This window comes from Streptomyces sp. NPDC036764 (assembly GCF_055609385.1).
In genome coordinates this window covers 150,399-163,968 of record NZ_JBVJPT010000012.1, presented here as the reverse complement: position 1 = coordinate 163,968, position 13,570 = coordinate 150,399, and the positions used below count along the sequence as shown (strand labels likewise).

Annotated in this window: 13 protein-coding genes and 1 tRNA gene; 5 read left to right on the top strand and 9 right to left on the bottom strand. The window is 69.8% G+C overall.

Annotation, left to right across the window (positions count from 1 at the left end; all coding sequences use genetic code 11):
• Window positions 1-55 precede the first annotated feature (55 nt).
• From ACZ69Q_RS33555 to ACZ69Q_RS33545, 3 genes are all read left to right on the top strand, one after another.
• Window positions 56-865 (top strand): trans-aconitate 2-methyltransferase, encoded by an 810-nt coding sequence (locus tag ACZ69Q_RS33555; RefSeq protein ID WP_471049282.1) that lies wholly within the window; start codon window positions 56-58, stop codon window positions 863-865.
• A complete protein-coding gene (locus ACZ69Q_RS33550) occupies window positions 865-1,233 on the top strand; it encodes a VOC family protein (RefSeq protein ID WP_471049280.1) in 369 nt (122 codons plus the stop codon). The genes ACZ69Q_RS33555 and ACZ69Q_RS33550 overlap by 1 nt, the downstream gene beginning before the upstream one ends.
• 62 nt (window positions 1,234-1,295) lie before the next feature.
• Window positions 1,296-1,469, top strand: coding sequence for a CsbD family protein (locus ACZ69Q_RS33545; protein ID WP_471049278.1), 174 nt, complete (start codon window positions 1,296-1,298; stop codon window positions 1,467-1,469).
• A gap of 46 nt (window positions 1,470-1,515) precedes the next feature.
• Here ACZ69Q_RS33545 and ACZ69Q_RS33540 read toward each other — a convergent pair whose 3' ends face one another.
• Together ACZ69Q_RS33540 and ACZ69Q_RS33535 are read right to left on the bottom strand one after the other, a co-directional pair.
• Window positions 1,516-2,193: a TetR/AcrR family transcriptional regulator gene (locus ACZ69Q_RS33540; RefSeq protein ID WP_147999737.1), complete on the bottom strand. Its 678-nt coding sequence runs from the start codon at window positions 2,191-2,193 to the stop codon at window positions 1,516-1,518.
• Entirely contained in the window at window positions 2,190-3,200 is a 1,011-nt protein-coding gene (locus tag ACZ69Q_RS33535) for an acyl-CoA desaturase (protein ID WP_471049276.1), read from the bottom strand. Before ACZ69Q_RS33535 ends, ACZ69Q_RS33540 begins: the two co-directional genes overlap by 4 nt.
• A gap of 308 nt (window positions 3,201-3,508) precedes the next feature.
• On the opposite strand from ACZ69Q_RS33535, the gene ppc reads away from it, so the two are divergent.
• Complete coding sequence (ppc, locus tag ACZ69Q_RS33530; protein WP_471049273.1) at window positions 3,509-6,241, top strand: phosphoenolpyruvate carboxylase; 2,733 nt, start codon at window positions 3,509-3,511, stop codon at window positions 6,239-6,241.
• 73 nt (window positions 6,242-6,314) lie between these two features.
• On the opposite strand, the gene ACZ69Q_RS33525 is transcribed toward ppc, so the two are convergent.
• The 7 genes from ACZ69Q_RS33525 to ACZ69Q_RS33495 all read right to left on the bottom strand — a co-directional run bounded on the left by ACZ69Q_RS33525 (window position 6,315) and on the right by ACZ69Q_RS33495 (window position 11,977).
• Window positions 6,315-6,983: an LPXTG cell wall anchor domain-containing protein gene (locus tag ACZ69Q_RS33525; RefSeq protein WP_471049270.1), complete on the bottom strand. Its 669-nt coding sequence runs from the start codon at window positions 6,981-6,983 to the stop codon at window positions 6,315-6,317.
• Between the two features lie 137 nt (window positions 6,984-7,120).
• Window positions 7,121-7,609 carry a hypothetical protein gene (locus ACZ69Q_RS33520; RefSeq protein WP_471049268.1) on the bottom strand — a complete coding sequence of 163 codons (489 nt, stop codon included), beginning with the start codon at window positions 7,607-7,609 and terminating at the stop codon, window positions 7,121-7,123.
• A gap of 65 nt (window positions 7,610-7,674) precedes the next feature.
• Complete coding sequence (pth, locus tag ACZ69Q_RS33515; RefSeq protein WP_471049265.1) at window positions 7,675-8,277, bottom strand: aminoacyl-tRNA hydrolase; 603 nt, start codon at window positions 8,275-8,277, stop codon at window positions 7,675-7,677.
• Between the two features lie 189 nt (window positions 8,278-8,466).
• On the bottom strand, window positions 8,467-9,063 hold the full coding sequence (locus ACZ69Q_RS33510; protein ID WP_471049262.1) for a 50S ribosomal protein L25/general stress protein Ctc: 597 nt from the start codon (window positions 9,061-9,063) through the stop codon (window positions 8,467-8,469).
• A 213-nt stretch (window positions 9,064-9,276) separates the two neighbouring features.
• Window positions 9,277-10,257, bottom strand: coding sequence for a ribose-phosphate diphosphokinase (locus ACZ69Q_RS33505; RefSeq protein ID WP_471049259.1), 981 nt, complete (start codon window positions 10,255-10,257; stop codon window positions 9,277-9,279).
• A gap of 75 nt (window positions 10,258-10,332) precedes the next feature.
• Window positions 10,333-11,781: a bifunctional UDP-N-acetylglucosamine diphosphorylase/glucosamine-1-phosphate N-acetyltransferase GlmU gene (gene glmU, locus ACZ69Q_RS33500; RefSeq protein ID WP_471049256.1), complete on the bottom strand. Its 1,449-nt coding sequence runs from the start codon at window positions 11,779-11,781 to the stop codon at window positions 10,333-10,335.
• A gap of 124 nt (window positions 11,782-11,905) precedes the next feature.
• Window positions 11,906-11,977 (bottom strand) — tRNA-Gln (locus tag ACZ69Q_RS33495).
• Window positions 11,978-12,200: 223 nt separating this feature from the next.
• Here ACZ69Q_RS33495 and ACZ69Q_RS33490 point away from each other — a divergent pair.
• On the top strand, window positions 12,201-13,535 hold the full coding sequence (locus ACZ69Q_RS33490) for a sensor histidine kinase (protein ID WP_471049254.1): 1,335 nt from the start codon (window positions 12,201-12,203) through the stop codon (window positions 13,533-13,535).
• Window positions 13,536-13,570 lie beyond the last annotated feature (35 nt).

The following is a 13,570-nucleotide window of genomic DNA, read 5'->3' as shown; positions in this document are numbered from 1 at the left end:
GACGTCAAGATATCTTCCGGGGCAGGCTGGAGGCGAGTAGAGACAGGAGGCCCCCATGTCCGCTGCCGCCGCCCCCACCTGGGATCCCGCCCAGTACCTGCGTCACGCCGGCCACCGTGCCCGCCCCTTCGCCGACCTGCTGGCCCGCGTCCCCGACCTGCCCGCCGAGCGGCCCCGCATCGCCGACCTCGGCTGCGGCCCCGGCAACGTCACCGCCCTGCTCGCCGAACGCTGGCCCACCGCGCACATCACCGGCTACGACAACTCCGCCGAGATGCTCGACAAGGCCCACGTCGAGCACGAGGGACCGACGGCCGGCGGCGGCCGTCTCGACTTCGCCCGGGCCGACGTACGGACCTTCACGCCCGAGGAGCCGCACGACCTGATCGTCAGCAACGCCACGCTCCAGTGGGTACCGGGGCATGCGAACCGGTTCGCGGACTGGGTGAGGGCCCTGCGGCCCGGCGGCACCTTCGCCTTCCAGGTCCCCGGCAACTTCGCCGCCCCGAGCCACCGCCTGATGCGCGACCTCGCCCCCCGGCACGGCCTCGCCGACATCCTGCGCCACGACGACGCCGTGCTCGCCCCGCAGGACTATCTGGCCAGGCTGGCCGACCTGGGCTGCGCGGCGGACGTGTGGGAGACGACGTACGTCCACCTCCTGACCGGCCAGGATCCGGTGCTGGACTGGGTGAAGGGGACGGGACTGCGGCCGGTCCTCACCGCCCTCGCCGACGAACCCGGGCGGCGGGACGCCTTCCTGGACGAGTACCGGGCCGCCCTGCGCGAGGCCTATCCCGCGGGTTCGCACGGCACGCCCTTCCCGTTCCGCCGGATCTTCGCCGTGGCCCGCAAGGAGGCGTGATGATCACCGCCGTCGACCATGTGCAGCTCGCGGCGCCGCCCGGCTCGGAGGAGCGGCTGCGGTCGTACTACGTGGGCGTCCTCGGCATGACCGAGATCCCGAAGCCACCCGTGCTCGCCGCCCGCGGCGGCTGCTGGTTCCAGGCGGGCGGCGTGCAACTGCATCTCGGCATCGAGGCGAACTTCGGGCCGGCGAAGAAGGCGCACCCCGGGCTGCGGGTAGCCGGGATCGAGCGGTACGGCGCCCGGCTGCGGGCGCACGGGGCACCGGTGGAGTGGGACGAGAACCTGCCCGGGCACCGGCGGTTCTATTCGCAGGACCCTGTGGGCAACCGGCTGGAGTTCCTGGAGCCGCTGACCGCTGTTTGAGCGGCACCAAGGAGGGTCACCCGCTGTGTGACAGCGAAGTCGAACTTGCGGGAGTGAGAAACGTGGCGAAGGACGAGAAGGCCAAGGCCATGAAGGAAAAGGCCAAGGGCAAGGCAAAGGAAGCGGTGGGCCGCACCGTCGGCAACGAGCGCATGACCGCCGAGGGCAAGGCCGACCAGATGAAGGGCGACGCGCGTCAGGCGAAGGAGAAGGGAAAGGACACCTTCAAGCACTGAGCGTGCCGGCCGAACACTGAGGGCACGGGCACGGCGGCCCGGGGCGTCAGCTCTTGCGGCGCCCTATCAGGTGAGGCTTCGCCTCCAGGCCGTCCAGCCCGTGCCAGGCCAGATTCACCAGATGGGCCGCCACCTCCGCCTTCTTCGGGCGGCGCACGTCCAGCCACCACTGGCCGGTCAGGGCGACCATGCCGACCAGGGCCTGCGCGTACAGGGGGGCCAGCTTGGGATCGAAGCCGCGGCTCTTGAACTCGCGGCCCAGGATGTCCTCCACCTGGGTGGCGATGTCCGAGATCAGCGAGGCGAAGGACCCCGTCGACTGGGGGATGGGCGAGTCACGGACCAGGATGCGGAAGCCGTCCGTGTTCTCCTCGATGTAGTCCAGGAGGGCGAAGGCGGCCTGCTCGCACAGTTCCCGCGGGTGGCCCGCCGTCAGGCTGCCCGTGACCATGTCCAGCAGCCGGCGCATCTCGCGGTCCACGACGACCGCGTACAGCCCCTCCTTGCCGCCGAAATGCTCATACACCACCGGCTTGGAGACACCCGCCTTCGCGGCGATCTCCTCCACCGACGTGCCCTCGAAGCCCTTCGCGGCGAAAAGGGTGCGACCGATCTCCAGCAACTGCTGGCGGCGCTCCGCACCGGTCATCCGGGTACGGCGCGTCCGCCGCTGCTTCTCATTGCCGGGGGTGCTGCTGGAGTCGGTCGCCACGGCGTCAATCATGCCGCCTTTACGGGTTCCTTCCGGCGTCGGGAGCCGCCTTCCTCGGTGTTCCGGCGCGAATCGATACGCGAGCGTGACGGCCAGCGCACGTCGTAGGCCCAGCCGAACATCTCGCACCAGCGGATGATGCGCGCCGAGGAGTCGATCTGTCCGCGCTCCACACCGTGCCGCGCGGACGTCGGGTCGGCGTGGTGCAGGTTGTGCCAGGACTCGCCGCACGACAGGACCGCCAGCCACCACACGTTGCCCGAGCGGTCACGCGACTTGAACGGCCGCTTGCCCACCGCGTGGCAGATCGAGTTGATCGACCACGTCACGTGGTGCAGCAGGGCCACCCGGACGAGGGAGCCCCAGAAGAAGCCCGTGAAGGCGCCCCACCAGGACATCGTCACCAGACCGCCGATCAGCGCCGGCAGGGCCAGCGACAGCACCGTCCACCAGATGAACTGGCGGGAGATCGTGCGGATCGCCCGGTCCTTGATCAGGTCCGGCGCGTACTTGTCCTGCGGGGTGCGCTCCTCGTCGAACATCCAGCCGATGTGCGCCCACCACAGGCCCTTCATGAGCGCCGGGACGCTCTCCCCGTAACGCCACGGCGAATGCGGGTCACCCTCCGCGTCGGAGAACTTGTGGTGCTTGCGGTGGTCGGCGACCCAGCGGACCAGCGGGCCCTCCACCGCCATCGAGCCCGCGACGGCGAGCGCGATGCGCAGCGGACGCTTCGCCTTGAAGGAACCGTGGGTGAAGTAGCGGTGGTAGCCGATCGTGACGCCGTGGCAGGCGAAGAAGTAGAAGAAGACCAGCAGAGCGAGGTCCAGCCAGCTCACGCCCCAGCCCCAGGCCAGCGGCACCGCGGCGGCGAGCGCCAGGAACGGGACGACGATGAAGAGAAGGAGCGCGGACTGCTCGAGCGACCCCTTCTTCTCGCCGCCGAGCGTGGCTGAGGTCATCGGGGTGTCGTCGTTCGCCTTCGGGGCGTCTTCGATCACATCGGAGCTTGTGGTCATGGGGCGTCCCCTGTGGGGTCGAGGGTTTTGGCAGGTGCCGGGGTTGCGGGAACTGTTCCCGGGTTTCGTTACGACGGTGCCTACGGTTCCGTAACCTACGGCGTCGTAAGTATGGCAGTGCGTCGCCCGGCGGCAAGAGCCCGAGAGTCTGCGCGTCCGCATGGACACCTATCCTTGGAGTCGGTCGGACAGCGCGGTCCGCTCTGATTTCTTCCCGGATGTCAGGAGCCGTATGCGGCACCCGCCGCGCGGCGCCTGCGTCCGGGTTCCCTCCCGGACGAGCTTCAACACTGCAAGGAGCCGCACCTGTGAGCAGTGCCGACGACCAGAACACGACGACCGGCAGTGAGCTGCGCGCCGACATCCGCCGACTGGGTGACCTCCTGGGCGAGACCCTCGTCCGCCAAGAGGGTCCCGAGCTGCTCGATCTCGTCGAGAAGGTCCGCCGCCTCACCCGCGAGGACGGCGAAGCGGCCGCCGAGCTGCTGAGGGGCACCGAGCTGGACACGGCGGCCAAGCTGGTCCGCGCCTTCTCCACCTACTTCCACCTGGCCAACGTCACCGAGCAGGTCCACCGAGGCCGCGAGCTGCGCGCCCGGCGCGCCGCCGAGGGCGGCCTGCTCGCCCGCACGGCCGACCGGCTGAAGGACGCCGACCCCGAGCACCTGCGCCAGACGATCGAGCACCTCAACGTCCGCCCGGTCTTCACCGCGCACCCCACCGAGGCCGCCCGCCGCTCCGTCCTCAACAAGCTGCGGCGCATCGCCGCGCTCCTCGAGGCCCCCGTCCTCGAAGGCGACCGCCGCCGGCACGACACCCGACTGGCCGAGAACATCGACCTCGTATGGCAGACCGACGAGCTGCGCGTCGTACGCCCCGAGCCCGCCGACGAGGCCCGCAACGCCATCTACTACCTCGACGAACTGCACGCCGGCGCCGTCGGCGACGTCCTGGAGGACCTGACCGCGGAACTGGAGCGCGTCGGCTACAAGCTCCCCGACGCCGCCCGCCCGCTCACCTTCGGCACCTGGATCGGCGGCGACCGCGACGGCAACCCCAACGTCACCCCCCAGGTGACCTGGGACGTCCTCATCCTCCAGCACGAGCACGGCATCAACGACGCCCTGGAGATGATCGACGAGCTGCGCGGCTTCCTGTCGAACTCCATCCGCTACACCGGCGCCACCGAGGAACTCCTGGAGTCCCTCAAGGCCGACCTCGACGCTCTGCCCGAGATCAGCCCCCGCTACAAGCGCCTCAACGCAGAGGAGCCCTACCGGCTCAAGGCGACCTGCATCCGGCAGAAGCTGGAGAACACCAAGACCCGCCTGGCCAGGAGCATCCCGCACGAGGCCGGCCGCGACTACCTCGGCACCGGCGAGCTGCTCCAGGACCTGACGCTGATCCAGACCTCGCTGCGCGAGCACCGCGGCGGCCTGTTCGCCGACGGCCGCATGAACCGCACCATCCGCACGCTGTCCGCGTTCGGCCTCCAGCTCGCCACCATGGACGTGCGCGAACACGCCGACGCCCACCACCACGCCCTCGGCCAGCTCTTCGACCGCCTCGGCGAGGAGTCCTGGCGCTACGCCGACATGCCCCGCGAGTACCGCGCCAAGCTGCTCGCCAAGGAACTGCGCTCCCGCCGGCCCCTCGCGCCCACCCCGGCACCGGTCGACGCGGCCGGCGAGAAGACCCTCGGCGTGTTCGAGACCGTCAAGAAGGCCCTCGCGGTCTTCGGGCCCGAGGTCATCGAGTCGTACATCATCTCGATGTGCCAGGGCGCCGACGACGTCTTCGCCGCGTCCGTCCTCGCCCGCGAGGCCGGCCTGATCGACCTGCACGCCGGCTGGGCCAAGATCGGCATCGTGCCGCTGCTGGAGACCACCGACGAGCTCAAGGCCGCCGACACGATCCTGGAGGACATGCTCTCCGACCCGTCGTACCGGCGCCTGGTCGCGCTGCGCGGCGACGTCCAGGAGGTCATGCTCGGCTACTCCGACTCCTCCAAGTTCGGCGGCATCACCACCAGCCAGTGGGAGATCCACCGCGCCCAGCGCCGCCTGCGCGACGTCGCCCACCGCTACGGCGTCCGCCTGCGCCTCTTCCACGGCCGCGGCGGCACCGTCGGCCGCGGCGGCGGCCCCTCCCACGACGCGATCCTCGCCCAGCCCTGGGGCACCCTCGAAGGCGAGATCAAGGTCACCGAGCAGGGCGAGGTCATCTCCGACAAGTACCTCGTGCCGTCGCTGGCCAGGGAGAACCTGGAGCTGACCGTCGCGGCCACCCTCCAGGCGTCCGCCCTGCACACCGCACCCCGCCAGTCCGGCGAGGCGCTCGCCCGCTGGGACGCGGCCATGGACGTGGTGTCCGACGCCGCGCACACCGCGTACCGCAAGCTGGTCGAGGACCCCGACCTGCCGTCGTACTTCCTCGCGTCGACGCCGGTGGACCAGCTCGCCGACCTGCACCTCGGCTCCCGGCCCTCCCGCCGCCCCGGCTCGGGCGTCTCCCTCGACGGCTTGCGGGCCATCCCGTGGGTGTTCGGCTGGACCCAGTCCCGCCAGATCGTCCCCGGCTGGTACGGCGTCGGCTCCGGCCTGAAGGCGCTGCGGGAGGCGGGCCTGGACACCGTGCTCGACGAGATGCACGAACAGTGGCACTTCTTCCGGAACTTCATCTCCAACGTCGAGATGACCCTCGCGAAGACCGACCTGCGCATCGCCCGCCACTACGTCGAGACGCTGGTCCCGCAGGAACTCCAGCACGTCTTCGCCGACATCGAGGCCGAGCACGAGCTGACGGTCGCCGAGGTGCTCAAGGTGACCGGCGAGAGCGAACTCCTGGACGCCACCCCGGTCCTGAAGCAGACGTTCGCCATCCGCGACGCCTACCTGGACCCGATCTCCTACCTCCAGGTCACCCTGCTCAAGCGCCAGCGCGACGCGGCCGCGAGCGGCGCCGAGCCCGACCCGCTGCTCGCCCGCGCCCTGCTCCTCACGGTCAACGGCGTGGCGGCCGGCCTGCGCAACACCGGCTGACCGAACGGCACACGACGGTGCCCCCGTGCTCTGTGCGAGCACGGGGGCACCGTTCGTTCACAGCCTGCGCGTGTCAGGCCCTACGACGCCGGAACACCAGGTAGCCGCCCGCGCCCAGCAGCGCCGCAGCGGCCGCGGACAGCAGGCCCACCGGGGCACCGTTGCCCGTCTCGGCGAGATCGCCCTCGGCATCGCCCTGCGCCGACGGCGACGGAGCCGCCTCACCGGGGGACGTGGACGGGCTCGCGGCCGGCTCGGTGCTCTCCTCGCCCGGCGTCTCGGACCCGGGCTCGGAGGCGGACGGCGTGGGCGTGCCGCCGCCCGGCTCCTCGTCCTCGCAGTCCGTCCAGAACACCTTGTGCTTCGCGGACCCCTTCTCGCCCTGGAAGTTCCAGAACAGCTTGTAGTGGCCGTCGGGCAGCGTCATGTCCGACGTACGGCCATGGCCTTCGCCGTCCAGCGTGATCGCGCCGGACTTCACGGTCTCGCCCTTGACGGCGGCCGTCGGAGCCCACGCCTCGATATGCCAGGAGACCTGCTGGACAGCGTCAAAACCGAACGCGTCGAGGTAGAACTCGCACACGTGCGGCTCGTTCTTGCGCAGTTCCTCGCCAGTGGCGGAGTCATGGATCTTCACGGTGCCGTTGTCACCCGGAGCGGTGGCGTGAGCGACGGCCGGAGCGGACAGCAGGGCCGCCGCGGCGACGGCGGACAGGGCGCCGGCGCGATTGAGGGTACGCATGGGGCAGTAGTCCATCTTCGAGAAGGAACGGGAAGATGTGGAGGGGGCGGCTCAGCTTCCCGCCAGGACTGAATCCAGGTCAATCACGAACAGGCCACACTCAGATCCTCCACAGAAAAGGAGAACCGGCCCCGGCCTCAGACCACCACGAACGCCGCCGACAACAGGGCGACCCCGGCCCCCGCCATCACCCACGCCAACCGCGCCCGCCGCAGCCCGCCCGCCACCACGATCGACGCCAGCAGCAACGCACCACCCAGCGGCACCCACGCGTACAGCACCCCGGCAGGACCCGAACGCACGACCTCATCACTGCCCGGCTTGATCACGACCGTGTACGTCTCGCCCTTGCGCACGGCCACGTTCTTCTCGATGACGACCGACTCGCGCGCCCGCGAACCCTGTGAGACCGGCGTGTACGGCCCGCTGCACGTGTCCGCACCGCACCGTCTCACCTCGATCGTGCCGCTCTCCCGGCCCTTCGTGAGCATCACATGGTGAGCGGTGCCCCACGACGCCCACACCCCCGCGATCAGGATCAGCACCGCGATCGTACCCATCGCCGCGAACCGCCCGAACCGCAGCGCGGAGACAGCGCCCTGACCGGATACAACAGCAGAAGGCATGGCCGCGATCCTTGGCCATGCCCCTGCGCCCGGTCAACCTCGGCCCGGCCGGGCGGGCGGACAAGTCATGAGTTGTAGGTGCTTTGCGCCCGCTCCAGCCCCTCGATCACCAGACACTCCACCGCATCCGCCGCACGGTCCACGAAGTAGTCCAGCTCCTTGCGCTCCGCCGAGCCGAAGTCCTTCAGCACGAAGTCCGCGACCTGCATACGACCCGGAGGCCGCCCGATCCCGAACCGCACCCGGTGATAGTCGGCACCCATCACCTTCGTCATCGACTTCAGCCCGTTGTGCCCGTTGTCCCCACCGCCGAGCTTCAACCGCAGAGTGCCGTAGTCGATGTCCAACTCGTCATGAACGGCGACGATGTTGCCGAGCGGCACCTTGTAGAAGTCCCGCAGCGCGTTCAACGGCCCGCCCGAGAGATTCATGTACGACATCGGCTTCACCAGGATCACCCGCCGGTTCAGCGGCCCCGGCGGCCCGATCCGTCCCTCGACGACCTGCGCCTGCGCCTTCCCGGCCCGCTTGAACTTCCCCCCGATCCGCTCGGCCAGCAGATCCGCCACCATGAACCCGACGTTGTGCCGGTTCATCGCGTACTCGGGTCCCGGGTTACCGAGGCCGGCAACCAGCCACGGCGCGCTCGGATCGGTCGTCACGTCCATGTCTCCTTGCTGTGCTTTCCCGGGGGACAACCCCGGACCCCCGGCGAAGACGCCGGTCCGCCGGGACGGCCGGCGTGGACACTGCCAGGCAAGCCTGAGTGATACGCGCCAGCCGCTGCCCCCCAGCGGGAACAGCGGCTGACGAAGCGATGGCAGAGCCGACGATCACGCCTCTGCCAGAGCTGAGGATCAGGCCTCGGCGACTTCCTCGCCCGCGGCTTCCTCGCCCGCGGGGGCCTCCTCGGCCTGCGCGGCCAGCACCTGGAGGACGACCGTGTCCTCCTCGACGGCCAGCGTGGTGCCCTTGGGCAGCTTGATGTCCTTGGCGAGGACGGAGGCGCCGGCCTCCAGGCCCTCGACGGACACCGTGAAGGACTCGGGGATGTGCGTGGCCTCGGCCTCGACCGGCAGCGCGTTCAGGACGTGCTCCAGCAGGTTGCCACCGGCGGCCAGCTCGCCCTCGGCGTGGACCGGGACCTCGACGGTGACCTTCTCGCCGCGCTTGACCAGCAGCAGGTCGACGTGCTCCAGGAAGCCCTTGATCGGGTCACGCTGCACGGACTTCGGGATCGCCAGCTCGTTGGTCTTGCCGTCGATGTCCAGGGCGATCAGGACGTTCGGCGTACGCAGGGCGAGCAGCAGGTCGTGGCCCGGCAGGGTCAGGTGCAGCGGGTCCGAGCCGTGGCCGTAAAGGACACCGGGGACCTTCGAGTCACGACGGATACGGCGGGCGGCACCCTTACCGAACTCGGTACGGGTCTCGGCGGAGATCTTGACCTCGGACATGATCACTCCTCGTAGAAAAACTAGGGGCGGACGTGGTCACCCGGCCACGAACGGCCTGCTACGAAGAGCGCGTCGATAACGGACCACCGCATCCCACAACGGGAAACGGCCTCCCTCGCCGAGCAACTGAAGCAGTCTACTCGGAAGGGGAGGCCGTACCCAAAACGATCTCTACCGCACGATCTTTACAGCACGATCGCTACCGCACGATCTCTACTGCTCGTCGAACAGGCTCGTCACCGAACCGTCCTCGAACACCTCACGCACCGCGCTCGCGATCGTCGGCGCGATCGACAGCACCGTCAGCTTGTCCAGATCACGGCTCAGCTCACCCGGCGTCGGCAGCGTGTTCGTGAACACGAACTCGCCCACCCGGGAGTTCTTCAGCCGGTCCGCCGCCGGCCCCGACAGCACACCGTGCGTCGCCGTCACGATGACGTCCTCCGCACCGTGCGCGAACAGCGCGTCCGCGGCGGCGCAGATCGTGCCACCGGTGTCGATCATGTCGTCGACCAGCACGCACACCCGGCCCTTGACCTCACCCACGACCTCGTGGACGGTCACCTGGTTCGCCACGTCCTTGTCACGCCGCTTGTGCACGATGGCCAGCGGAGCACCGAGCCGGTCGCACCAACGGTCGGCGACCCGCACCCGACCGGCATCCGGAGACACGACCGTCAGCTTGTTCCGGTCCACCTTGGCGCCCACATAGTCCGCGAGCAGCGGAAGAGCGAAGAGATGGTCCACCGGGCCGTCGAAGAAGCCCTGGATCTGGTCCGTGTGCAGATCCATCGTCAGGATCCGGTCCGCACCCGCCGTCTTCATCAGATCCGCGATCAGCCGCGCCGAGATCGGTTCACGCCCACGGTGCTTCTTGTCCTGACGGGCGTAACCGTAGAACGGCACGATGACCGTGATGGAGCGGGCCGACGCACGCTTCAGCGCGTCGATCATGATGAGCTGCTCCATGATCCACTGGTTGATCGGAGCCGTGTGGCTCTGGATCACGAAGCAGTCCGCGCCACGCGCCGACTCCTGATAACGGACGTAGATCTCGCCGTTCGCGAAGTCGAAGGCCTTGGTCGGGACGACCCCGACACCCAACTGCTGGGCGACCTCCTCGGCAAGCTCGGGGTGGGCGCGGCCGGAGAAGAACATCAACTTCTTCTCGCCGGTCGTCTTGATCCCGGTCACAGCTGTCTCCTCAGAGGTATCTCAACTGGGTGTGCACTTATCACGGTACGCCGTGTTTGGCGCACCCGTTTCCGGTCAGTCCTCGCCCTCGACCTGCCGAGACGCCGCCTCGGCGGCCTTCGCGGCAGCACTGCCCGGACGCTTGCGAGCCACCCAACCCTCGATATTCCGCTGCTGACCACGGGCCACGGCCAGCGAACCGGGCGGCACGTCCTTCGTGATCACGGACCCGGCAGCGGTGTACGCACCGTCCCCGATCGTGACAGGAGCCACAAACATGTTGTCCGAACCGGTACGGCAGTGCGAGCCGACCGTGGTGTGGTGTTTGTCCTGTCCGTCGTAGTTCACGAAGACACTCGCGGCACCGATGTTCGTCTGCTCACCGATGGTCGCGTCACCGACATACGACAGATGCGGGACCTTGGTGCCCTCACCGATCGAGGCGTTCTTCGTCTCGACGTACGTACCGATCTTGCCCTTGGCACCCAGCCGGGTCCCCGGCCGCAGATACGCGTACGGCCCCACGCTCGCCTGCGCCCCCACGACGGCGCCGTCGGACACGGTGTTGTCCACCCGCGCCCCGGCCCCGACCCTCGTGTCCTTCAGCCGGCTGTTCGGCCCGACCTCCGCGCCCTCGCCCAGATGCGTGGCGCCCTGCAGTTGCGTACCCGGCTGGACGGTCACGTCCTGCTCGAAGGTGACGGTCACGTCGACCCAGGTCGTCGCGGGGTCGATCACGGTGACGCCGGAGAGCATCGCGGCGGTCAGCAGCCGGTCGTTGAGGATCCGGCGGGCCTCGGAGAGCTGCACCCGGTTGTTGATCCCGGCGATCTCGCGGTGATCGGCGGCCACGGAGGCACCCACCCGGTGACCGGCCTCGCGCAGGATGCCGAGCACGTCGGTCAGGTACTCCTCGCCCTGGCTGTTGTCGGTGCGGACCTTGCCCAGCGCGTCCGCGAGCAACTGCCCGTCGAACGCGAACACACCCGAGTTGATCTCCCGGATCGCCCGCTGCGAATCGGTCGCGTCCTTGTGCTCCACGATCGCGGTCACGGCACCGGAGACACCGTCCCGCACGATCCGCCCGTAGCCCGTCGCGTCCGGGACCTCGGCGGTCAGCACCGTCACGGCGTTGCCGTCGGCGGCGTGGGTGGCGGCGAGCCGGGTCAGGGTCTCGCCGGTCAGCAGCGGGGTGTCGCCGCACACGACGACGACGGTCCCGTCGACGCCGCCACCGAGCTCCTCCAGAGCCATGCGGACGGCGTGACCGGTGCCGTTCTGCTCGGCCTGCACGGCGGTGCGCACGCCGGGGTCGATCTCGCCGAGGTGTGCGGTGACCTGCTCACGGGCGTGACCGACCACGACGACGAGATTCTCGGGGTCCAACTCACGCGCGGCTGCGAGCACATGCCCCACGAGGCTGCGTCCGCAGAGCTCGTGCAGGACCTTCGGTGTGGCCGACTTCATACGGGTGCCCTCACCCGCTGCGAGAACGACGACGGCTGCCGGGCGAATGGCGCTCACGGTTTGCCCTTCGGGTGTGGCGGGGGTGGGGTGACATCCGCAGGATACCGGGGCGTTTCGTGGGGGATATGAGAGCGGGCCCTGACCGAGCTGTCGGCAGTCAGGACCCGAACTTGAGTATTTGCTCCCCCGCCAGGACTCGAACCCGGACAGATGGCACCAAAAGCCACAGTGCTGCCAATTACACCACGGGGGATTGAACGCGGCTAAGCCGGACATTTGGCCTGGCTGCCCGGCGGCGCCTCCTACTATGCCGTACCGGACGCCTTCCGTGCGACGGTACAACTCGGCGCCCCCGGTGCGGGAAGCGGGCGGCGTTCGGGTCGCCGATGTCCGCGTAACCGCCTGTCGGGCGTGGTGTGGGCCAGTCCGCGAAAACTCGCCGGAAAGGCGGGACGGTCGGCCCGTAGGCTGGAGGCATGACCACGACGGGGGAAGACCGCGCCGGGGACCCGCCACCGGGGGCGGGGCTGTGGTGGTGGGGCAGGATGCGCAGTGCCGTGCTGGACGTGAGTCTGGCCGTGGTGTCCGCGCTGGAGTGTGGGGTCGAGGGGGTTCGGTTCGCCCGGGATGCCGGGATACCGGTGGCCGCGGGGGTCGTCTTCGGTGTGCTGGCCGGCGCCGTGCTGGTGCTGCGCCGCCGCTGGCCCATCGCGGTCGTGCTCGTGTCGATCGCGGTGCTGCCCGCCCAGATGGGGTTCCTGCTCGGCATCGTCGGGCTCTACACCCTCGCCGCCTCCGAGCTGCCGCGGCGGATCATCGCCTCGCTGGCCGGGATGTCGTTCGTCGGCACGCTGATCGTGACGTTCGTGTGGGTGCGCCAGGGCGTGGCGCGGGGGGATCTGACCTTCGGGGACTGGGTGGTTCCGTTCGCGTCGCTGACCACGGCTCTCGGTGTGACCGCCCCTCCGCTTCTTCTCGGCCTGTACGTCGGCGCGCGGCGCCGGCTCATGGAGAGCCTGCGGGAGCGGGCGGACAGTCTTGAGCGGGAACTCCAGCTCCTGGCCGAGCGGGCGGAGGAGCGTGCCGAGTGGGCGCGGGGCGAGGAGCGGACCCGGATCGCACGCGAGATGCATGACGTCGTCGCGCACCGGGTGAGTCTGATGGTGGTGCATGCCGCCGCGCTGCAGGCGGTCGCCCCCAAGGATCCGGAGAAAGCGGTGAGGAACGCCGCGCTGGTGGGGGACATGGGCCGGCAGGCGCTGACGGAGTTGCGGGAGATGCTCGGTGTGCTGCGCAGCGGGGCCGCTACGGCCCAGGCGGTGCGGGGCGCTGTAGTGCCGCTCGCCGCGGTGGGGGCCGCGGCGGCTGCCGCGGCCGACCGGGAGCTGTCCGGCGGAGAGGAGAGCGCCGCGGAGGGGCCCTGTCTGTCGGAGCTGGAGGAGTTGATCGGGCAGTCGGCGGCCGCGGGGATGGTCGTGGAGCTGTCCGTGGAGGGCGAGACGCGGGGGTATGCGCCGGAGGTCGAGCAGACGGCGTATCGGGTGGTGCAGGAGGCGTTGACGAACGTCCACAAGCACGCGGCGGGTGCGAAGACGCATGTGCGGCTCGCGCACCGGATGTCGGAGATCGCGATGCAGGTGGAGAACGGGCCGCCGCCGGAGCTGTCGTCGGCCTCGTCCGTGCGGCTGCCGTCGGGGGGCAACGGCCTGGTGGGGATGAAGGAGCGGGTCGTCGCGCTGGGCGGGGTGTTCGTGTCCGGGCCGACGGATGCGGGGGGTTTTCGGGTGTCGGCGGTGATTCCGGCGGCCTAGCCGACGCCGCCCGTCCCGGGCCTTCGCGGCCCCTC